The organism is Stenotrophomonas sp. RS-48 (genome assembly GCF_030053245.1).
GTDB classification, from domain to species: Bacteria; Pseudomonadota; Gammaproteobacteria; order Xanthomonadales; family Xanthomonadaceae; genus Stenotrophomonas; species Stenotrophomonas maltophilia_P.
Genome location: NZ_JASGBV010000033.1, coordinates 1 through 21,298, shown reverse-complemented (window position 1 = coordinate 21,298; position 21,298 = coordinate 1). Strand labels below are relative to the sequence as shown.

Genomic DNA, 21,298 nt, shown 5'->3' with positions numbered 1-21,298 from the left:
GGAGAATTCCATGGCACGCTTTTTCATCGATCGACCCATCTTCGCGTGGGTCATCGCCATCATCATCATGCTCGCCGGCGGCCTGGCCCTGTTCAAGCTGCCGGTCTCGATGTATCCCAACGTCGCTCCGCCGGCGGTGGAAATCAGCGCCACCTACCCGGGTGCCTCGGCCAAAGTGGTCGAAGACTCGGTGACGCAGATCATCGAGCAGAACATGAAGGGCCTTGATGGCCTGATCTACTTCTCCTCCAACAGCTCGGCCAACGGCCAGGCGACCATCACCCTGACCTTCGAGAGCGGTACCAATCCGGACATCGCGCAGGTGCAGGTGCAGAACAAGTTGCAGCTGGCCATGCCGCTGCTGCCGCAGGAAGTGCAGCGGCAGGGCATCAACGTGGCCAAGTCCAGCTCGGGCTTCCTGAACGTGATCGCCTTCGTCTCCGAAGACGGCAGCATGGATGCCAACGACATCGCCGATTACGTCGGCTCCAATGTCGTCGATCGCCTGAGCCGAGTCCCGGGCGTGGGCAACATCCAGGTCTTCGGCGGCAAGTACGCCATGCGCATCTGGCTGGACCCGAACAAGCTGCATACCTATGGCCTGTCGGTGCCGGAAGTGACCGCAGCGATCCAGGCACAGAACGCACAGGTGGCGATCGGCCAGCTGGGCGGCGCGCCCTCGGTCAAGGGCCAGCAGCTCAACGCCACGATCAATGCGCAGTCGCGCCTGCAGACGCCGGAGCAGTTCCGCAACATCGTCGTGCGCGGCGCGCAGGACGGTGCCGAACTGCGCCTGGGTGATGTCGCCCGCGTCGAGCTGGGCGCGGAGTCCTACGACTTCGTCACCCGCTACAACGGCCAGCCGGCCAGCGGCCTGGCCGTCACCCTGGCCACCGGCGCCAATGCGCTCGACACCGCCGCCGGCGTGGATGCTGCGCTGGACGACCTGAAGAACTTCTTCCCGGCCGGCCTGAAGGCCGAGATTCCGTACGACACCACGCCGTTCGTACGCGTGTCGATCAAGGGCGTCGTGCAGACCCTGATCGAAGCGATCGTGCTGGTGTTCGTGGTGATGTACCTGTTCCTGCAGAACTTCCGCGCCACCCTGATCCCGACCATCGCCGTGCCGGTGGTGCTGCTGGGCACGTTCGGCGTACTGGCGATGCTCGGCTTCTCGGTGAACATGCTGACCATGTTCGCGATGGTGCTGGCGATCGGCCTGCTGGTGGACGACGCCATCGTGGTGGTGGAGAACGTCGAGCGCATCATGTCCGAGGAGGGCCTGTCGCCGCTGGAGGCCACCCGCAAGTCGATGGGCCAGATCACCGGTGCACTGGTTGGCATCGGCCTGGTGCTGTCGGCCGTCTTCGTGCCGATGGCCTTCATGAGTGGCTCCACCGGCGTGATCTACCGGCAGTTCTCGGCCACGATCGTTTCGGCGATGGCGCTGTCGGTGCTGGTCGCGATCGTACTGACCCCGGCGCTGTGCGCCACCCTGCTCAAGCCGCTGAAGAAGGGCGAGCATCATGTCGCCCACCGCGGCCTGGCCGGTCGCTTCTTCAACGGCTTCAACCGGGGTTTCGACCGCACCAGCGAAAGCTACCAGCGTGGTGTACGCGGCATCCTGAATCGTCCGTGGCGTTTCATGGGCATCGTCGCCGCGCTGTTCGTACTGATGGCGGTTCTGTTCGTGCGCCTGCCCAGCTCGTTCCTGCCCAATGAAGACCAGGGCGTGCTGATGGCGCTGGTGCAGGCCCCGGTCGGCGCCACCCAGGAACGTACCCTGGAATCGATCGCGGCACTGGAGAATCACTTCCTGGAGAACGAGAAGGCGGCGGTCGAGTCGGTGTTCTCGGTGCAGGGCTTCAGCTTCGCCGGCATGGGCCAGAACGCGGGCATGGCCTTCGTCAAGCTGAAGGACTGGAGCGAGCGTGACGCCGACAACGGCGTGATGCCGATCACCGGCCGCGCCATGGCTGCGCTGGGTGGGATCAAGGACGCCTTCATCTTCGCCTTCCCGCCGCCGGCGATCCCGGAGCTGGGCACTGCTTCGGGCTACACCTTCTTCCTGAAGGACAACAGCGGCCAGGGCCACGATGCGCTGGTGGCCGCGCGTGACCAGCTGCTCGGCCTGGCGGCCGGCAGCAAGAAGCTGGCCAACGTCCGCCCGAATGGACAGGAAGACACGCCGCAGTTCCGCATCGACATCGACGTGGCCAAGGCAACGTCGCTGGGGCTGTCGATCGCCCAGGTCAATACCACCCTGGCCACCGCATGGGGCAGCGCCTACATCGATGATTTCGTCGATCGTGGCCGCGTCAAGCGCGTGTTCGTGCAGGCCGACCAGCCGTTCCGCATGGTACCGGAGGACTTCGATCTCTGGTCGGTGAAGAACGACAAGGGCGAGATGGTTCCGTTCAGCGCCTTCGCCAGCAAGCACTGGGACTACGGCTCGCCGCGCCTGGAGCGCTACAACGGCGTGTCGGCAATGGAAATCCAGGGCGAACCGGCCCCGGGAGTCGCCTCCGGTGACGCCATGGCCGAGATCGAGCAGCTGGCCAAGCAGCTGCCGGCGGGCTTCGGCATCGAGTGGACCGCGATGTCCTACCAGGAACGCCAGGCCGGCTCGCAGACCCCGCTGCTGTACACGCTGTCGCTGATGATCGTGTTCCTGTGCCTGGCCGCGATGTACGAAAGCTGGAGTGTTCCGACCGCCGTGCTGCTGGCCGCCCCGCTGGGTATCCTCGGCGCGGTGCTGGCCAACACCTTCAAGGGCCTGGAGCGCGACATCTACTTCCAGGTGGCAATGCTGACCACGGTGGGCCTGACCAGCAAGAACGCGATCCTGATCGTCGAGTTCGCCAAGGAAAACCTGGAGAAGGGGGCCGGCCTGATCGAATCGATCATGCATGCCGTGCGCGATCGCCTGCGTCCCATCGTGATGACCTCGCTCGCATTCGGCATGGGCGTGGTGCCGCTGGCGATCTCCACCGGTGCCGGTTCCGGCGCCAAGCAGGCCATCGGCATCGGCGTGCTGGGCGGCATGATCGTCGGCACCGCGCTGGGCGTGTTCTTCGTGCCGCTGTTCTTCGTGGTGGTGCAGCGCGTGTTCAAGCGCAGGACCGCCGACTGATATCCGGCAGCGCCGGGCCATGCCCGGCGGATGCCTTACCGCGTAGCTGCCGGGAACGGCCCGGCGCTACCACCGTGACCCCCAAGGTGTCGCCATGAAACTCTCTTCTCTTGCTGTATCCCTGGCCGCCGTGCTCACGGTCGCCGGGTGCTCCACCCTCGCGCCGAAGGACACGGCCGTTGCCCCGGCGATTCCTGCGCAGTGGCCGGCAGAGGCCACGCAGGGCCAGGTTGCCGATGTGGCCACGCTGGGCTGGCGTGACTTCTTCACCGATCCACGCCTGCAGCAGGTGATCGGCCAGGCGCTGGACAGCAACCGCGACCTGCGTGTGGCCGTGCTCAATGTCGAGCGCGCACGCGGCCAGTACCGGGTGCAGCGCGCCGACCGGGTGCCGGGTGTGGCCATCACCGGGCAGATGGAGCGCACAGGTACGGATGCGGGAGTCACCGAGCAGTTCACTGCCGGCGTCGGCGTGGCCGAATTCGAGCTGGACCTGTTCGGCCGCGTGCGCAACCTCAGCGAGGCAGCCCTGCAGCAGTACTTCGCCATCGCCGCCAACCGCCGTAATGCACAGCTGAGCCTGGTGGCCGAGACGGCAACGGCGTGGCTGACCTACGGCGCCGACAGCCAGCAGCTGAAGATCGCCGAAGCGACACTGAAGACCTATGAGGATTCGCTGCGCCTGGCAGAAGCACGCCATGAACGTGGCGGCAGTTCAGCACTTGAACTGACCCAGACCCGTACCCTGGTCGAAACCGCGCGCACCGATGCCGCACGCCTGCGCGGCCAGCTCGCGCAGGACCGCAATGCCCTGGCGCTGCTGGCCGGTGGCCAGGTCGACCCGGCTCTGCTGCCGGATGGCATCGAGCCGCAGTTGCTGGCACTGGCCCCACCACCGGCCGGCCTGCCCAGCGACGTGCTGCTGCTGCGCCCGGACATCATGGCGGCCGAACACCAGTTGCTGGCGGCCAACGCCAACATCGGCGCTGCCCGCGCAGCGTTCTTCCCGAGCATTTCGCTGACAGGCAGCATCGGCAGCGGATCGAATGAACTGTCGAACCTCTTCGACAGCGGCACGCGCGTGTGGAGCTTCCTGCCGAAGATCACCCTGCCGATCTTCCAGGGCGGCCGTTTGCGTGCCAATCTCGACATCGCCAATGCAGATCGTGATATCGCATTGGCGCAGTACGAGAAGGCGATCCAGAACGGCTTCCGCGAAGCGGCGGATGCGCTGGCGATGAACGTAAGCCTGGATGAGCAGGTCAGCGCCCAGCAGCGTCTGGTCGACGCGGCCGAGCAGGCCAACCGGCTGTCGCAGGCACGCTATGACGCCGGCCTGGACAGCTTCGTCAGCCTGCTCGACGCGCGTCGTACGGCCTACAGCGCGCAGCAGACGCGGCTGCAGGCGCAACTGGCCCAGCAGGCCAACCGCATCACCCTGTACAAGGTGCTGGGCGGCGGCTGGCACGAACGCAGCTGACGGAACGCGCCGGGCATGGCCCGGCGTGGATTCCGGTAGCGCCGGGTCATACCCGGCGGCTCTTCGGCCAGACATTCGCAAGGCTCGGTACTACCGCAGGGACCAGCGGCACCAGGCGAATGGATACTCGTCCAGCTGAACCGCCAGCCCCGCACGAACGGGATTGCCAAGGATGTACAGCGCATGGCGCCTGATTGCATCTTCAGTGCGCACCGCATGATCGAAGTAGCTCGGCTGCCATAGCGGCGTCTGCACGCCAAAGTGCTGCCCCAACAGCCTGCTGCTGCGTGATTTCAGCGTTCCCATCAGGCGCGCAAGTGTTCCATCACGGAGTTGCACCAGCCAATGCAGATGATCGGGCATGACGACCCATGCGAATGAATCGCTGAGTCCCATGTTTTCGACGTAGCGAAGCGAATCCACAAGGCATGCAGCACAACGGGGATCCGCAAGAACACGCCGACGTTGCGGTACGACGGTCGTGAGCACATAGTAGCCTTCGATGCGCGAATCGCGGCCGCGCGTTAGGTGACGACTGGACACGCGGCCAGTCTGTGCCGGAGGGATGCATGCGTTTATCAGCGATTGCCAATGAACCAGGTGCGGAACCGCCGTGCTGCAGCTTCACCTTGAGGAGCCGCGCTGCGCGCTCGCCGGGCATGGCCCGGCGCTACCTGTCGGTGGGATTGCGGTAGCGCCGGGTCATACCCGGCGGCCCTTCGATGAGGCGTTCGCAGGTCGTCGCGTCAGGGCTACACCGCTTCATCATCACGGCGCACCGTGTGGCAGGCCCGCACACGGGCCAGGGCGTCGCCGGCTTCGCGTGCCATCCGCTCATACTCGGCGCGGATCTCTTCCAGCCGCTGTTCGTCCAGTTCTTCCAGATCCAGCAGCTCGTTGTTGGCTTCCGCCGTGGCCCGGATCAGTTCGTCCAGCTTGATCTGCATCGCCGCCGTATCTGCGTTCTGCGTGTGCTGGATCAGGAAGACCATCAGGAAGGTGATGATGGTGGTGCCGGTGTTGATGACCAGCTGCCAGGTGTCGTTGAAACCGAACACCGGGCCGGAGATGCCCCACACCACCACGATGGCTACTGCACCCAGAAAGGTCCACGGAGAGCCGGTGGCGGCCGCGGCCTTCTTGGCGATGGTATTGAACAGGTTTCTTGCTTTCATCGTCGTCGTCCCGCTGGGGTGACGTGATGATCGGCGCGTGGCCGTGCAGCCCGCGTGCAGCCCGCGTGCAGCAGGCCTGCTCAGGCGCGCAGCCGCGGTGCGTCCTGCAGGCGCACGCGGCTGGCCTGGTAGACGTGCTGCCAGCAGCGGTCGACGAACTCGCGGGCCTGTGCTTCGCTCAGCCGCGGCATGATCTGCAGCGCATACTGAGTCTGGAACATCTCGTCACGCTGCGCGTTGCTGGCGCGCGGCTGGGTGATCAGCGAATCGCAGGCGAACTTGATCCAGGGTACGTAGGAACCGAACGAATTATGAGGCAGCGCACCGTCGGCATGCTGGCGGCGCCAGTGCTCGAGTTCCGCATCGACGTCGATGACCGGGGGAATGGCAGGGACTTCAGTGTGCATGTCGATCCAATCGGTTGAGGTGGACGTGGAGTGGGGGGAATCGCAGTGTTGCCTGATCACCGGTGGAAGCGGTGTCATCGCAATGTGGAAACAGCGTTGCGATTGCCGATCAGTTGGGCGTGCTCGACCACGCCGAGGTCTTCAGCGATGTCCGCCATCGCGTTGCACAGGCGGACGTGGTCGCGTGGATGGTCGCGCACCAGTTCCAGCTGCATGCTCTGATAAGCGGTCCAGAACAGGGCACCGCGCCGATGCAACCGATATTGGCTCCGCAGGCGGGCGCGGATTCCGTCAAGGATCAGATTGGGCGTGGGGCTTGCAGCGTGCGCGCACATGGCTGGCTCCGCCGGGGTAGGGGGCCCCGGTAACCCCACCGTAGGCGTGCCGGAGCGGTGGGGTGTTACCGCGGCGTGTGCATGCGTGCCGACGGAGTGCGCAGCGCGTCACATCGAACGCCGCAGACGCTGACTGCACAAGGGCCTGCCGCGGATGAAGCATTCATTAAACGCGGGCTGGGGTCAGTCCACGGCACTCATTCGCCGATGTCTTCGTTCCAGATCTCGGGATATTGCGCAATGAAGCCCCCGAGCAGGTCGACGCATTCCTGGCTGTCGAGGTCGATCACATTGACGCCGTTTTCGCGCAGCCAGTCGATGCCGCCCTGGAACGTGCGGGACTCGCCGACCACCACGGTGCCGATGTTGAACTGACGCACCAGTCCCGAGCAGTACCAGCACGGGGCCAGGGTGGTCACCATGATCGTGTCGCGGTAGCGACGCTGGCGCCCGGCCTTGCGGAAGGCGTCGGTCTCGCCGTGCACGGAGGGATCGCCTTCCTGCACCCGGCGGTTGTGGCCGCAGCCGAGCAGGCGACCGTCGTTGTGGTACAGCGCCGCGCCGATCGGCACGCCGCCCTCGGCCAGGCCCTGGCGGGCTTCGGCGATGGCGGTCTGCAGCAGGGCCTGGTAATCAGGTGTGGTGATCATGCGGGGCTCCGGAAGGTCATGGGCTGCCATGATAAGGCGCCGTTCCCCCGCAGCGGCCCTGGCGGTGCGATAATCGGGGCATGAGCGAATCCCCCTACAAATCCGGTACCACCCATTTCGGGTTCCGCGACGTCGCCGCCAAGGACAAGCAGAAGCTGGTCGGGCAGGTGTTCACCTCGGTCGCGCGCAACTACGACCTGATGAACGACCTGATGAGCCTGGGCGTGCACCGGGCGTGGAAGCGTTACTACGTGGCGACCGCGCAGGTGAAGCCCGGTGACCGCGTGCTTGACCTCGCGGGGGGCACTGGCGACATTGCCGCCCTGCTGAAGGAGCGCGTCGGCGCCGAAGGTTCGGTGGTTCTGGGCGACATCAATGCCGGCATGCTGTCGGTGGGCCGTGATCGCCTCACCAACCGCGGCCTGGTGCTGGGCCTGGACTACGTCCAGTGCAATGCCGAGGCCCTGCCGTTCCCGGACAACAGCTTCGACCTGGTCACCATCGCCTTCGGCCTGCGCAACGTGACCGACAAGGATGCCGGCCTGCGCGAGATGTACCGCGTGCTCAAGGTCGGTGGCCAGGCGCGTGTGCTGGAGTTCTCCGAGGTCACCGCCGACTGGTTCAAGCCGATCTACGACTTCCACTCGTTCAAGATCCTGCCGAAGCTGGGCAAGCTGTTCGCCAATGATTCGGACAGCTACCAGTACCTGGCCGAGAGCATCCGCAAGCATCCGCCGCAGGACGAGCTGAAGGCAATGATGGGCGAGGCCGGTTTCGAGCGCTGCCACTACAAGAACCTGACCGGCGGCATCGTGTCGATCCACTCCGGCTACAAGCTGTAAGCCTTGCCCTTGGTGGGTGCCAACCTTGGTTGGCACTCGGCCGCTGCGGTCATCCGCTCTGGTAGGTGCCGACCTTGGTCGGCACGGGCCTGCCACATGCGTTGATGGATCCGTGCCAACCAAGGTTGGCACCTACCCAGGGCGCCGCCGCAGGATCGGCCTTGGCCGCCTTACCCCGCACCGCGCAACGCCTGCGGGGCCGGAGGGAGGTACCATTGGGGTTTGCTCCCCGTAACGGTCCCGATTCATGCGCAATCCGCTGATGCTCCTTCCGTTGGCCGTGGCCCTGGCCGCTGGCTGCTCCCAGGAGGCGGCCGCGCCCGCCGCCGCCCCGACTGCCGAAAAGGCCCCCGCCGCTCCTGTGAACGCCGAGAACCGCAGCCACGACGAAAGCTCGTACGCCGAGCCGGACAAGGTCGTCATCAAGGACATCGCGCTGGACCTGAAGCTGGACTTCGACCAGAAGCAGATCGGCGGTACCGCGACCTACACCCTGGAATGGAAGCAGAAGGACGCCACGCAGCTGGTGCTCGACACCCGCGAGCTGACCGTGTCCAAGGTCGAAGCCGTTGCCGCTGACGGCGCGCGCAGCCCGCTGAAGTTCGAGCTGGCGGCGGCCGACAAGGTGTTCGGCAGCAAGCTGACCATCGAGGCCCCGCAGCAGCCGGCCAAGGTCGAGGTGACCTACCACACCGCGCCGACCGCCTCGGGCCTGCAGTGGCTGGCGCCGTCGATGACCGAAGGCAAGAAGCTGCCCTTCATGTTCAGCCAGTCGCAGGCCATCCATGCCCGTTCCTGGGTGCCGCTGCAGGACACCCCGAGCGTGCGCTTCACCTACAGCGCGCACGTGGTCTCGCGCCCGGACGTCATGGTGCTGATGAGCGCCGACAACGACCCCAAGGCCGCGCGTGATGGTGACTACACCTTCAAGATGCCGCAGCCGATCCCGTCCTACCTGCTGGCGATCGCCGCCGGCGACCTGGTGTTCGAGCCGATCTCCGGGCGCTCCGGCGTCTGGGCCGAACCGACCATGGTCGGCAAGGCGGCCAAGGAATTCGAGGACACCGAGAAGATGATCGGTGCCGCCGAGAAGCTGTACGGCGAGTACCGCTGGGGCCGTTACGACATGCTGGTGCTGCCGCCGTCGTTCCCGTTCGGCGGCATGGAGAACCCGCGCCTGACCTTCGCCACCCCGACCGTTATCGTCGGCGACAAATCGCTGGTTTCGCTGGTCGCCCACGAACTGGCGCACAGCTGGTCGGGCAACCTGGTGACCAACGCCAGCTGGAAGGACATCTGGCTCAACGAGGGCTTCACCACCTACGTCCAGGGCCGCATCACCGAAGCGCTGTATGGCAAGGAGATGGCCGAAATGGAGCGGCAGATCGACCAGACCGATCTGCTGGCGGAAGTGAAGGACATGAGCCCCGCCGACCAGGCGCTGGCGCTGCCGCCGCTGAACGAGCGTGACCCCGATGAAGCCCTGAGCCAGGTGGCCTACGTCAAGGGTTCCTGGTTCCTGGAGTTCCTGGAACAGCGGTTCGGCCGCGAGACCTTCGATCCGTTCCTGCGCGGCTGGTTCGATGACCACGCCTTCCAGAGCGCGAATACCGACCAGTTCGTCGAGTACCTGAAGAAGAACCTGCTGCCGAAGAACCCGTCGGCAGTGACGGAAGCCGAACTGAAGGCATGGCTGGACGAGCCGGGCATCCCGGCGTTCGCGGCCAAGGCGCAGTCGCGCAACTTCAGCAGCGTCGATACCGCGCGCATCGCCTTCACCAGCGCCGGCACCGTGCCCAGCAGCCAGGTCATCGCTGACTGGAGCACCCAGGAGTGGGTGCGCTTCATCGACGGCCTGGGCACGACCCAGCCGCTGGACACGCTGGCCACGCTGGACAAGGCCTTCCACTTCACGGGCACGCCGAATGGCGAGATCGCCATGCGCTGGTATCCGCTGGCCATCCGCAGCGGCTACGAGCCGGCCAATGAGGCCGCGGCGGCATTCATCGAGCGTGTCGGCCGTCGCAAGCTGATCCTGCCGATCTACGCCGAACTGGTGAAGACGCCGAAGGGGCTGGAGCTGGCCAAGCAGGCCTTCGAGAAGGCCAAGCCGGGCTACCATCCGATCACCACTGCCTCGGTCCAGGACATGCTGGCCAAGGCCGAAGCCAAGTAAGAACAAGCGCCGGGCACTGCCCGGCGCTTTTTTTTGTAGAGTCGAGCCATGCGCGACTTTGCAAGCATGCGAAAAACACGAAGGACCTCTGCCATGAAACGACTGATCCTGCTCACCGCCTGCACCCTGGCCCTGGCCGCCTGCAGCAATCCCGAAGAAGAGCGCAAGGCGCAGGAAGCCGCCGCGGCCGCCGTTCAGGCGCAGAAGGAAGCCAAGGCCGAGGACGTGGCCAGGCAGTACGACATGGCCGTCGCCGCGCAGGACTGGGAGCGCGCGCGACTGCATGGCGCCGCGCTGCTGGATGAGTACAAGGACACGGCCGCCGCCGAGCGCATCGCCGCAGGCTTCGAAGAGGTCAAGGCCAAGGGCGATGCCGCGCGCGACCTGCGCCGCATGCAGGCGCTGTGGCAGTACAACCAGATACCGGTCGGCAACAAGGGCAACCAGATTTCGGCGCAGATCTACAGCAAGGAACGGGTGGACGTGGATGGCAGCGGCGCAAAGCCGGTGCAGCTGGTGTTCCGCGATCATCCGGAGTGGAAGCGGCACGCCTACCTGGTGCTGCAGGCGGGCGATTTCCGCTGCCCGAAGTGCACGGTGAAGGTGACCGTGGACGACGGCAAGCCGGTGTCGATGGCCGCCTGGCGGCCGCAGACCGATGAGGCGATTGCGCTGTTCATCACCGATCAGAAGGCGCTGTGGAAGCTGGCGCGCAAGGGCAGGTCGATCAGCATCGAGTTCCCGGTCAAGGCCGGCGGCACCCGCACGGCGGTGTTCGAAACCGGTGGCGTCGACGCCAGCCGCATGCCGTCGTGGTGGCAGTGATGCCGGGCGCGGCCACGGCCGCGCAGGCGCTGCCCGCGATCCGGCACTGGGTGTTCGACATGGACGGAACGCTGACCGTCGCCGTGCATGATTTTGCCGCGATCCGCCGCGCATTGGAGATCGCCGCCGAGGAAGACATCCTCGACCATATCGCGGCGCTGCCTGACGCATCGGCTCAGGCCAAGCGTGAGTGGTTGCTGGACCACGAGCGCGGGCTGGCCGAGGAGGCGTTGCCGGCACCGGGCGCGGTGAAGCTGCTGCGCGCGCTGGCGGCGGCCGGGTGCCGGCTGGGCATCCTGACCCGCAACGACCATGCGCTGGCGAAGCTGACGCTGGAGGCGATCGGGGTCGGGGAACTGTTCGACGATGCCGACATCATCGGCCGCGAAGAAGCGGTGCCCAAGCCCTCGCCGGATGGCCTGCAGCAGCACCTGCGGCGTTGGGGCATTGCCGCCGCGCAGGCGGTGATGGTGGGTGACCACGCCTATGATCTGGACTGCGGCCGTGCCGCCGGCACCCACACCGTGCTGGTCAACCTGCCTGACAACCCGTGGCCGGGCCGCGCGGATTGGCACTTCGCCGATTGCCGCGCCCTGTTGGCAGCGTGGCAGGGCGCATGACCGTGTAGAGCCGAGCCCACGCTCGGCTGCTCTGCGGTCAGATCGCGCTGGCGCGCGCAGGCCGAGCATGGGCTCGGCTCTACAGACAGCAGGCAACGTGTCGGTCGGAAGTTCCGGTAGTGGCGGCCGCTGGCCGGCAGTGTCGACCCAGGTCGACACCCACCGAGCAGATGCGCGGGCAGCTCGGTTTACGCGCCCAGCGCGTAACCGAACTGCTGCTTGAACTGCTCGTTGAACTCATCGAAGGTGAAGCGCTGGTTCTGGGTGCCCGGGTGCTCGACCTTCAGTGCGCCCATCAGGTTGCCCATGCGGCCGATGGTCAGCCAGTCGTAGCCCTTCTGGATGCCGTAGATCAGGCCGGCGCGGAAGGCATCGCCGCAGCCGGTCGGATCGACCACACGGCGCTCGTGCGCCGGCGGGATGTCGTAGCTCTTGTCCGGCGTGTGGATGACCGCGCCCTTCGGGCCGCGGGTGGTGATGTAGGCCTGCACGCGGCTGACGATTTCCTTCTCGTCCCAGCCGGTGCGTTCCTGCAGCAGGTTCGACTCGTAGTCGTTGACCACCACGTAGTCGGCCTGCTCGATGAACTGGCGCAGCTCCGGTCCGTTGAACAGCGGCATGGCCTGGCCCGGGTCGAAGATGAACGGGATGCCGTCCTCGTGGAACTCCAGCGCGTTCTGGATCATGCCTTCGCGGCCGTCCGGGCCGACCAGGCCCAGGGTCACGCCCGGCACGCCACGCACGTGGTTCTCGTAGGAACGCATCATCGCGCCCGGGTGGAAGGCGGTGATCTGGTTGTTGTCGTGGTCGGTGGTGATGAAGGCCTGCGGGGTGAACAGCTCATCGATCACGCGCACGCGCGACAGGTCGATGCCCAGGCCATCGAAGTACTCGCGGTACGGGCCGAAGTCCGAGCCGACCGTGCCCATCGGGATCGGGTGGCCGCCCAGCAGATGCAGGTTGTAGGCGATGTTGCCGGCGCAGCCGCCGAACTCGCGGCGCATCCGCGGGACCAGGAACGACACGTTCAGGATGTGCACCTTGTCCGGCAGGATGTGATTCTTGAACTGGTCCGGAAACACCATGATGGTGTCGAAGGCAAGAGAACCACAGATCAGAGCGGACATCGATGTAAGCCTATGCGGTGAATTTTGGGGTGGGCCTGCCCGCTTCGACGGGCAAGCAAACGGCGCCCTTGGGCGCCCGACGGCGCAAAGGTTACCCGCTGGTGCCGCTCAGGGCCAGAAGCGGGTGATGCCGGATCAGGCCCAAAGCCTGTGAAGACGCGGGTTCAGCTGGATTTTTCCTTGCTCGGCGGCAGGCGGGTTGCTAGGCTTGTCGGCCTCGATTTCTGCCCATTTTTTCGCCATCCCGCGGCGGGCACGACACCCCTCAGGACTCCTTCCTCAGATGTTCAAGAAACTCCGTGGCATGTTCTCCAATGACCTGTCCATCGACCTGGGCACGGCCAACACCCTCATCTACGTGCGCGGGCAGGGGATCGTGCTGAATGAGCCTTCGGTCGTGGCCGTGCGCCAGGACCGTGCCATCGGTGGCACCCGCTCGGTGGCAGCCGTCGGTGCCGAGGCCAAGCAGATGCTGGGCCGTACCCCGGGCCACATCACCACCATCCGCCCGATGAAGGATGGCGTCATCGCCGACTTCACCTATACCGAGGCGATGCTCAAGCACTTCATCAAGAAGGTGCACAAGTCCCGCGTGCTGCGCCCGAGTCCGCGCGTGCTGGTCTGTGTGCCGGCCGGCTCGACCCAGGTCGAGCGTCGTGCGATCAAGGAATCGGCCGAGGAAGCCGGTGCCCGCGACGTGTACCTGATCGAAGAGCCGATGGCCGCTGCGATCGGCGCCGGCATGCCGGTCACCGAAGCCCGTGGCTCGATGGTCATCGATATCGGCGGTGGCACCACCGAAGTGGCGGTCATCTCCCTCAACGGCATCGTCTATTCGGCCTCCGTCCGCATCGGTGGCGACCGCTTCGACGAGTCGATCACCAACTACGTGCGCCGCAACCACGGCATGCTGATCGGTGAAGCCACGGCCGAGCGCATCAAGGTGGAGCTGGGCTGTGCCTACCCGCAGGCAGAGGTGCAGGAGCTGGAGATTTCCGGCCGCAACCTCGCCGAGGGCGTGCCGAAGATGATCAAGATCAGCTCCAACGAAGTGCTCGAAGCCCTGCACGAACCCCTGTCGGGCATCGTCAGCGCGGTCAAGCTGGCCCTGGAGCAGACGCCGCCGGAACTGTGCGCCGACGTCGCCGAGCGCGGCATCGTGCTGACCGGTGGTGGCGCCCTGCTGCGCGACCTGGATCGCCTGATCTCCGAGGAGACCGGCCTGCACGTGCAGGTGGCCGACGATCCGCTGACCTGCGTGGCCCGCGGCGGTGGTCGTGCGCTGGAGCTGGTCGACATGCACGGCAACGAGTTCTTTGCGCCGGAATAAGCCGTCCCGGCCGTTCCTGCCCGCAGCGCCCCTCCGGGGTGCGGCCCGTCGCGTTGGCGGGCCGGCACCGGCGGGGCGTCCGCGTGTTTCCCCTCCGCCTTCTGCCAGTTGAATCGTTGCCGTGCCGCCCTACGCCGGTCCTCCCGTTGCTTCCCGATCCGGTGATGCCGCCAGCCCGCTGCGGCTGCTGGCCTATCTCGCGCTGGCCATCACCCTGATCGTCCTCGACGACCAGGCCGGCTGGCTGGCGCGCCTGCGTGAACAGGCCAACACCCTGGTGCAGCCGGTCTGGGCCCTGGCAGGCCTGCCGGGCAAGCTGGGCAGCCAGGTCAAGGACAACGCGGCCAGCCACAGCCAGCTGGTCAGCGAGAACCGCGAGCTGCGCAACCAGCTGCTGCTGGCCAACGCCCGCCTGACCCGTCTGCAGACCGCTGCGCTGGACAATGCCCAGCTGCGCGAACTGTTGAACGTGGCCGAGCGCAGCGGACTGGACGTGCAGTTGGCGCCGATCCTCGATATCGACCTGGATCCGGTGAAACAGCGTCTGGTACTCGATGCAGGCAGCCGCGAGGGAGTGCATGTCGGCCAGGCGGTGATCGACGCCGGTGGGCTGATGGGCCAGGTGATCAGCGTTACCGGCGGCACCTCCACCGTGCTGCTGCTGACCGACCCCGACCATGCCGTGCCGGTGACCGTGGCCCGCAACGGTGTCCGCCTGATCGTCTACGGTCGCGGCGATACGCTGGAACTGCGCGACATCCCGCTCAGTGCCGGGGTGGAAGTGGGCGATGAGATCGTCACCTCCGGTCTCGGTGGCCGTTTCCCGGCCGGTTTCCCGGTCGGCACCATCACCGCGCTGCGCCCGGATGACACCCATGCCTTCCTGGTCGGTGAGCTGAAGCCGGCCGCACAGCTCGACCGCGGCCGCGATGTGCTGCTGCTGCGCCCGGGCGCAGCGATCCGCATCCCGCCAGAAGTACGCCTGCAGCTGGAGGACACCGCGCCGGGCGGGCCAGCCAATGCGGTTACCGTGCCGGTCCCGGCAGTTCCGGCAGCAGCACCGTCAGCAGCACCGGCAGACACCCGCGCAGGGCAGCCGTCGGCGCCGGCCGTCACTCCGGCGTCTTCGACCGCCCCGGATCCGCAGCCGGCAACCGGACCGGCCGCCGCCGCAGAGGTCCAGCGATGAGCCGCTTGCGCGACAATCCCTGGGTGCTGCCGGCCAGTCTGGTGGTGGCCCTGCTGCTGGGCCTGCTGCCGTTGCCGGCCCTGCTGCAGCCGCTGCGCCCGTACTGGCTGGCGCTGGTGCTGGCGTACTGGGTGATCGAAACGCCCGAGCGCGTTGGTCTCGGCATCGCATTCGCCAGTGGCGTTGTCGCCGACCTGCTGTATGGCGGGGTGCTGGGTGAACAAGCGCTGCGCCTGGTGATGCTGGCCTTCATCCTGCAGCGCTTCCGCGCCCGCATCCGCTTCTTCCCGATGTCCCAGCAGATGCTCGCCATTGGTGGCCTGCTGTTCAACGACCGCATCGTCAGCGCGCTGGTGCACATCGTGGTGGATGAGCCGACGCTGCCGTGGTCGTACTGGTGGGCGCCGCTGCTGGGCATGGGCCTGTGGCCGCTGGTATTCGTGCTGCTGGACGCGGTGCGTTTCGGCAAACGCGGGCGTTGAGCCATGATTCCGCGCCGCCAGGTCAAGAACCCGCACGCCGAAGCCGAGCAGTTCCGCCGTCGTGCGGCGCTGGGTTTCCTGGGGGTGCTGGTCTGCCTGCTTGGGCTGGGGGGCTGGTACTTCAAGCTGCAGGTGCTGGACCACGACATCTACGCCACCCGTTCGGAAGCCAACCGCATCAAGCCGCGGCCGGTGGTGCCGGGGCGCGGCATGATCTACGACCGCAACGGCCGCCTGCTGGCCGAGAACGTGCCGGCTTTCCGCCTGGACGTGACCCCGGACAAGGTCAAGGACATGGATGCCACGCTGGAAGGACTGGCAAAGATCATCGAGATCAGTCCGGAAGAGCTGGAGGCGTTCAACAAGTCGCGCAAGGCGCGCCGGAAGTTCCTGCCGGTCACCCTCAAGCTGCGCATGACCGACGATGAGATGGCACGCTTCGCCGTCGATCGCTGGCGCTTCCCGGGTGTCGAGCTGGAGCCCTACCTGACCCGTCGTTATCCGTACGGCGATCTGTTCGCGCATATCATCGGCTACGTCGGTCGTGTCGATGACAAGGATCTGGAGATCCTTGGCGAGGGCAATGCCGCGTTGACCCACATCGGCAAGTCGGGCCTGGAGCGTTATTACGAGCAGCAGCTGCGCGGCAGGGTCGGTTACGAGCAGGTGGAGACCAACGTGCAGGGCCGTGCGATCCGCACCATCGGCCGCGTTGCCGCGCAGTCCGGTGTCGACCTGCGCCTGTCGATCGACGCCGACCTGCAGCGGGCGATGGTTGCCGCCTTCGGCGACCAGGAAGGCTCGGCGGTCGCGATGGACCCGCGCACGGGCGAGGTCCTGGCGATGGTCAGCCTGCCATCGTACGACCCGAACCTGTTCGTCAACGGCATCTCCCACGCCGATTTCAAAGCGTTGAACGACAATCCATCGCGCCCGCAGTTCAACCGCCTTGTACTGGGCGGTGTGGCCCCCGGCTCGACGCTCAAGCCGCTGATCGCACTGGCCGGTCTGGACGCCGGTGTGCGCCGCCCGGAAGACAAGATCCTGTCCACCGGCATGTTCTACCTGCCCGGCACCAGCCGCGGCTGGGGCGATGCCAACCGTGGCGGCCATGGCTGGACCGACCTGCGCAAGTCGATCTCAAATTCGGTCAATACCTATTACTACCGGCTGGCGCTGGACCTGGGCATCGAGCGTTTCGACCATTACATGGACTATTACGGTTTCGGCCAGCCGACCGGCATCGACCTGACCGGCGAGATCGGCGGCATCCTGCCGTCACCGGCGTACAAGCGGAAGACCCGCAAGGAAGCGTGGTACCCCGGCGATACGGTCAACATCAGCATCGGCCAGGGCGACTGGAAGGTCACTCCGCTGCAGCTGGCGCGGGGCGTCAGCGGTCTGGCCAGCGGGCAGCTGCGCACGCCGCACCTGGTCATCCAGCAGCGCGAAGGGTTCGACAGCGAGTGGACCGGGGTGCCGGCACGCGACAGCAAGCCGGTCAGCCCCAATCCGAACAACGTGCAGGCCGTGCGCGAAGGCATGATGGCGACCATGCAGCCCGGCGGCAGCGGCTGGCGGGTGGCGGTCGGGGCGCCGTACGTGATGGCCGGCAAGACCGGCACCGCGCAGGTGGTCAGCCGCCGTGGCACGGCAGCGGTGAATCCAAAGAGCCTGCCGATGCACCTGCGCCACCGTGCGCTGTTCGTTGGCTTCGCGCCGGCTGATCAGCCGGTGATCGCATTGGCGATCGCGGTGGAAGGCGGCGGTTACGGCGGCTCGGCAGCTGCGCCGATCGCACGCAAGGTGTTCGATGCCTGGCTGCTGGGCAAGATGCCCGATGGCATCCAGCCGCTGGACAGTGAACGCGGCACCACCGCCATCGGTGCGACCGCTTTCGACAACGAGGACGTGGGCGCCCGCCAGGCGGGGGATGCTGCCGCCGCACAGGTCGGTGAGCATCCGGTGCTGATCGGCGCTGCGGTCCCGCAGCCCCAGCCGCAACCGGGAACACCCGCTGCGCCGGCACCGGCACTGCCTGCCGCGCCGCGTCCACCGGCGGCTGCGGAGGCGACGCGATGAAGGCCTTCCTGCGATGGGCCGGGGACATGCTGCGGCGCTTCTTCAGCACGCTGGACTGGGTGCTGTGCCTTGCCCTGGGCGCGCTGATGATGATCGGCCTGGCCACGCTGAAGAGTGCGGGCGGCGACAGCCTGGTAATGGCGCAGGGCGCCCGCTTCGCCGTGGGCATGGCCGCGCTGTGGGCCATCTCGCGGGTACCGATCCTGCGCATCCGTTCGGCGACGCCGATGATCTACGCGATCTCGATGATCCCGTTGCTGGCGGTGTTCGTGCTCGGTACCGGCAAATACGGCCGGCAGTGGCTGGACCTGAAGTTCTTCTACCTGCAGCCGGCTGAACTGCTGAAGGTGAGCCTGCCGATGATGGTGGCCTGGTACCTGCACCGGGTGCCCTTGCCACCACGCATCAATACGGTGCTGGTGTCGCTGGTCATCATCGGCGTGCCGACCGGTCTGGTGATGCTGCAGCCGGACTTCGGCACGGGCGTGCTGATCGCCGCCAGCGGCGTGTTCGTGCTGCTGCTGGCCGGGTTGCCATGGTGGTGGGTGGGGCTGGGCGTGGGCGGCGTGGCCGCGGTTGCGCCGCTGGCCTGGTTCTGGCTGCTGCGGCCCTACCAGAAGGACCGCATCATGATGTTCCTCGACCCGGAAATGGATGCGCTGGGCGCGGGCTGGAACATCATCCAGTCGAAGATCGCGATCGGTTCCGGCGGGTTCGACGGCAAGGGCTGGGGCGAAGGCTCGCAGTCGCACCTGAACTTCATTCCCGAGCAGACCACCGACTTTGCATTCTCGGTGTTGAGCGAGGAATTCGGCTGGATCGGCGTGGCCGTCGTGCTGGCGCTGTACCTGGTGGTGATCGGGCGCTGCCTGTGGATTGCCAGCCAGTCGCGCGACTCCTATTCGCGGCTGCTGGCCGGTGCCACCGGCCTGGCGTTCTTCGTCTACGTGCTGGTCAATGGCGGAATGATCTCGGGTCTGTTGCCGGTGGTGGGCGTACCGATGCCGTTGATCAGCTATGGCGGTACGTCGGCCGTCTCGCTGCTGGCCGGCTTCGGGCTGGTGATGGCAGTGCGCAGCCACAATCCCGTGCACGGCGGCTACGGCTAGCACCTCCGGGAGCGCGCGGCCGACGCGGGTTGCGGCACCTCTGCGGTTTCGGGCAAGGCCGGGGCCGTCCAACGCTTGCGCAACGCCCTTCATGGAAGCGTTCCCATGAAGACGCGCAACAGCAGGTCTGCTGACCAAAGCCCTAAAAAAACGTTATCTAGTTCACACTTTTACGCTGCGTTGATTTTGATCAATGGACTTGTCGCAATCGGCCTGCACAATGGCGGCCCGTTCGGCACGGCGCGCCGTCTATCGTTGCAGCGCGAGGGGGCGTCGGGCGGGAAGCAGTACTGATCCAACGGATACAGGGCGCGCGGGGTACTGCCACTGGGGAGCGGCAGCCGCGCGCGTATCGACCGGATCCGGTCGCCGGTTGCGTCTGCGGGGATGGGGACGCAACCGGCAACCTCTCAACTGAATGCGATGGATCGCTCACATCGTTTTCACAATTTCGACTGCTTGCAAGCAAATCGTTGTGATTCATGGTGTTAGGGGTTTTAATTCATCCATGACCTGCTAACCTGCGACGATGATTCGACGCACTCTGGCCTGCATGCTTACCCTCGGCCTGGTCGCCTGCGCGACCCAGCCGACATCTCCACCGTCTTCACCGCAGGCCAGCAGCACGCCGCGCCATCCGGCCAGCAAGCCCAAGGGACCGGCCGAGGCCGCACCGGAAGCCACCGCCGCCACCGCGCCGCCGGTCGATCTCACGCCGGTTCCGTTCGAGACCGCGCGCGCCACCTTCATCGCCGATACCGCCAAGCGTTACGGACTCCAGCCCGACGAGATCCGTCGCGTGCTCGACCAGGCGCAGGTGCGCCAGCCGATCATCGCCGCGATGTCGCGCCCTGCCGAACGAGTCAAACCCTGGAACGAATACCGGCCGATGTTCATCAGCAAGGCGCGCATCGAGGGGGGCCGTGCCTTCCTCGCCGAACACCGCGCCGAGCTGGATCGCGTGCAGCAGCGCACCGGTGTTCCGGCCGAGGTGATCGTGGCGATCATCGGCGTGGAGACCAGCTATGGCAGGAATGCCGGCAACCACCGCGTGCTCGATGCGCTGTACACGCTGGCCTTCTACTACCCGCGCAGCGGCGATCCGGAGAAGCTGGAACGCGAGGTGCGCCGCGAGCTGTTCTTCCGTGATGAACTGGCCAAGCTGTTTGAACTGGGCCGCGAGGAGAAACTCGACATCACCACGCTCAAGGGCAGCTATGCCGGTGCGATGGGCATGGGCCAGTTCATGCCGTCCAGCTACCTGGACTATGCCGTGGATGGCAACGGCGACGGTCGCCGTGACCTGTTCAACAGCTACGACGACGTGTTTTCCTCCATTGCCAACTACTTCGTGAAGAAGGGAGGCTGGGTCCGGGGCGGGCAGGTGGCCGTGCCGGCGACACTCGCTCCGGGGCGCGAGGAATTCAATCCGACCGAGTGGGCACCGACCTGGTCGCTGGCCGATCTGGCCCAGCGTGGCTATCAGCCTGCCGCACCGGTACAGCCGGGTGCGACGGCCACTCCGGTTACGCTCGAGGGCAGCACCGGCAAGCAGTACTGGCTGGGCTTCCAGAACTACTACGCGATCACCCGCTACAACCTCTCGAAGATGTATGCGATGGCCGTGTTCCAGTTGTCGCAGGCCATTGCCGGACAGGAGCTGCCCCCGGCATGAACATCAGATGGCTGGTCCCTGGATTGATCGTCCTCGCGCTGGCCGCCTGCAGCAGCGCTCCGAAGAAGCCGGCCACCGCCGGCCACGGTGGGACGCCTTCCGGTACGGTGGTGCAGGGCAGGGGCACGCGCCCGGCGCATTGTCCGGAGGGATCGCCCTATGCGGCGGCCAAGGAAGACCCGAACACGCGGGGCAACTACACCGCCGGCGGCCTGTACCGGCCGGGCGTGAAAGACAGCACGCCGAGCTACATTCCGAACGTGGCCTGCATTCCCGAGCCGGAAGTGACGGCTGAAACACGTTCGGCCATCGGCAACAAGTCGCCGTACGTGGTGCTGGGCAAGTCGTACAAGGTGCTCGACGATACCCGCGATTATGTCGAGCGCGGTACGGCGTCGTACTACGGCGCCAAGTTCCATGGCCGCCTGACCTCGAACCGGGAGGTCTACGACATGTACCAGTTCACCGCTGCGCACAAGACGCTGCCGCTGCCCAGCTTCGCCCGCGTGACCAATCTGGACAACGGCGAGTCGGTGATCGTGCGGGTCAATGACCGGGGCCCGTTCCATGATGGCCGCGTGGTCGATCTGAGCTATGCCGCTGCGGTACGCCTGGGCATCACCCAGCGCGGAACCGGCAATGTGGAGGTGCGCGCGCTGCA

General features: G+C 66.3%; 20 protein-coding genes. 14 read left to right on the top strand and 6 right to left on the bottom strand.

Features of this window, described 5'->3' with window-relative positions:
• The first annotated feature begins 10 nt into the window (after positions 1 to 10).
• Positions 11 to 3,133: a multidrug efflux RND transporter permease subunit SmeE gene (gene smeE, locus QMZ25_RS07585; protein WP_283219389.1), complete on the top strand. Its 3,123-nt coding sequence runs from the start codon at positions 11 to 13 to the stop codon at positions 3,131 to 3,133.
• A 94-nt stretch (positions 3,134 to 3,227) separates the two neighbouring features.
• Positions 3,228 to 4,613, top strand: coding sequence for a multidrug efflux RND transporter outer membrane subunit SmeF (smeF, locus tag QMZ25_RS07580; protein ID WP_283219388.1), 1,386 nt, complete (start codon positions 3,228 to 3,230; stop codon positions 4,611 to 4,613).
• A 90-nt stretch (positions 4,614 to 4,703) separates the two neighbouring features.
• On the opposite strand, the gene QMZ25_RS07575 is transcribed toward smeF, so the two are convergent.
• The 5 genes from QMZ25_RS07575 to QMZ25_RS07555 form a co-directional block, all read right to left on the bottom strand.
• Positions 4,704 to 5,156 (bottom strand): transposase, encoded by a 453-nt coding sequence (locus QMZ25_RS07575; protein WP_283219387.1) that lies wholly within the window; start codon positions 5,154 to 5,156, stop codon positions 4,704 to 4,706.
• 209 nt (positions 5,157 to 5,365) lie between these two features.
• Positions 5,366 to 5,788, bottom strand: a complete 423-nt coding sequence (locus QMZ25_RS07570; RefSeq protein ID WP_053520445.1) for a low affinity iron permease family protein — start codon at positions 5,786 to 5,788, stop codon at positions 5,366 to 5,368.
• Between the two features lie 80 nt (positions 5,789 to 5,868).
• The gene (locus QMZ25_RS07565) at positions 5,869 to 6,195 is read right to left on the bottom strand and encodes a hypothetical protein (RefSeq protein ID WP_262218926.1); all 327 of its coding nucleotides are present in this window, start codon (positions 6,193 to 6,195) and stop codon (positions 5,869 to 5,871) included.
• A gap of 74 nt (positions 6,196 to 6,269) precedes the next feature.
• Positions 6,270 to 6,530, bottom strand: coding sequence for a hypothetical protein (locus tag QMZ25_RS07560; RefSeq protein WP_065175171.1), 261 nt, complete (start codon positions 6,528 to 6,530; stop codon positions 6,270 to 6,272).
• Between the two features lie 197 nt (positions 6,531 to 6,727).
• Positions 6,728 to 7,180, bottom strand: a complete 453-nt coding sequence (locus tag QMZ25_RS07555) for a nucleoside deaminase (RefSeq protein WP_065175170.1) — start codon at positions 7,178 to 7,180, stop codon at positions 6,728 to 6,730.
• An 80-nt stretch (positions 7,181 to 7,260) separates the two neighbouring features.
• On the opposite strand from QMZ25_RS07555, the gene ubiE reads away from it, so the two are divergent.
• The 4 genes from ubiE (at position 7,261) to QMZ25_RS07535 (ending at position 11,643) form a co-directional block, all read left to right on the top strand.
• Positions 7,261 to 8,022, top strand: coding sequence for a bifunctional demethylmenaquinone methyltransferase/2-methoxy-6-polyprenyl-1,4-benzoquinol methylase UbiE (gene ubiE / locus QMZ25_RS07550; RefSeq protein ID WP_053520441.1), 762 nt, complete (start codon positions 7,261 to 7,263; stop codon positions 8,020 to 8,022).
• 247 nt (positions 8,023 to 8,269) lie between these two features.
• Positions 8,270 to 10,198, top strand: coding sequence for a M1 family metallopeptidase (locus QMZ25_RS07545; protein ID WP_111186200.1), 1,929 nt, complete (start codon positions 8,270 to 8,272; stop codon positions 10,196 to 10,198).
• A 93-nt stretch (positions 10,199 to 10,291) separates the two neighbouring features.
• Positions 10,292 to 11,023, top strand: coding sequence for a hypothetical protein (locus tag QMZ25_RS07540; protein WP_197600923.1), 732 nt, complete (start codon positions 10,292 to 10,294; stop codon positions 11,021 to 11,023).
• Positions 11,023 to 11,643 carry an HAD family hydrolase gene (locus QMZ25_RS07535; protein WP_197600941.1) on the top strand — a complete coding sequence of 207 codons (621 nt, stop codon included), beginning with the start codon at positions 11,023 to 11,025 and terminating at the stop codon, positions 11,641 to 11,643. Before QMZ25_RS07540 ends, QMZ25_RS07535 begins: the two co-directional genes overlap by 1 nt.
• Positions 11,644 to 11,831: 188 nt before the next feature.
• Here the strand turns inward: QMZ25_RS07535 and QMZ25_RS07530 are convergent, their stop codons facing one another.
• Positions 11,832 to 12,770, bottom strand: a complete 939-nt coding sequence (locus tag QMZ25_RS07530; protein ID WP_053519641.1) for a carbohydrate kinase family protein — start codon at positions 12,768 to 12,770, stop codon at positions 11,832 to 11,834.
• Between the two features lie 283 nt (positions 12,771 to 13,053).
• On the opposite strand from QMZ25_RS07530, the gene QMZ25_RS07525 reads away from it, so the two are divergent.
• The 8 genes from QMZ25_RS07525 to QMZ25_RS07490 all read left to right on the top strand — a co-directional run.
• Positions 13,054 to 14,100, top strand: coding sequence for a rod shape-determining protein (locus tag QMZ25_RS07525; protein ID WP_005411077.1), 1,047 nt, complete (start codon positions 13,054 to 13,056; stop codon positions 14,098 to 14,100).
• A gap of 121 nt (positions 14,101 to 14,221) precedes the next feature.
• Positions 14,222 to 15,289, top strand: a complete 1,068-nt coding sequence (gene mreC, locus QMZ25_RS07520; RefSeq protein ID WP_197600924.1) for a rod shape-determining protein MreC — start codon at positions 14,222 to 14,224, stop codon at positions 15,287 to 15,289.
• On the top strand, positions 15,286 to 15,771 hold the full coding sequence (gene mreD, locus QMZ25_RS07515) for a rod shape-determining protein MreD (protein ID WP_053519639.1): 486 nt from the start codon (positions 15,286 to 15,288) through the stop codon (positions 15,769 to 15,771). The genes mreC and mreD overlap by 4 nt, the downstream gene beginning before the upstream one ends.
• 3 nt (positions 15,772 to 15,774) lie before the next feature.
• Positions 15,775 to 17,853, top strand: coding sequence for a penicillin-binding protein 2 (gene mrdA / locus QMZ25_RS07510; protein WP_197600925.1), 2,079 nt, complete (start codon positions 15,775 to 15,777; stop codon positions 17,851 to 17,853).
• Positions 17,850 to 18,962, top strand: coding sequence for a rod shape-determining protein RodA (gene rodA, locus QMZ25_RS07505; RefSeq protein ID WP_053519637.1), 1,113 nt, complete (start codon positions 17,850 to 17,852; stop codon positions 18,960 to 18,962). The genes mrdA and rodA overlap by 4 nt, the downstream gene beginning before the upstream one ends.
• A 105-nt stretch (positions 18,963 to 19,067) precedes the next feature.
• Positions 19,068 to 19,256 carry a hypothetical protein gene (locus QMZ25_RS07500; RefSeq protein WP_197572726.1) on the top strand — a complete coding sequence of 63 codons (189 nt, stop codon included), beginning with the start codon at positions 19,068 to 19,070 and terminating at the stop codon, positions 19,254 to 19,256.
• Between the two features lie 235 nt (positions 19,257 to 19,491).
• A complete protein-coding gene (mltB, locus tag QMZ25_RS07495) occupies positions 19,492 to 20,637 on the top strand; it encodes a lytic murein transglycosylase B (RefSeq protein ID WP_053519636.1) in 1,146 nt (381 codons plus the stop codon).
• A partial coding sequence (locus QMZ25_RS07490) for a septal ring lytic transglycosylase RlpA family protein (protein ID WP_283219386.1) occupies positions 20,634 to 21,298 on the top strand: 665 nt, incomplete at its 3' end. The genes mltB and QMZ25_RS07490, both read left to right, overlap by 4 nt.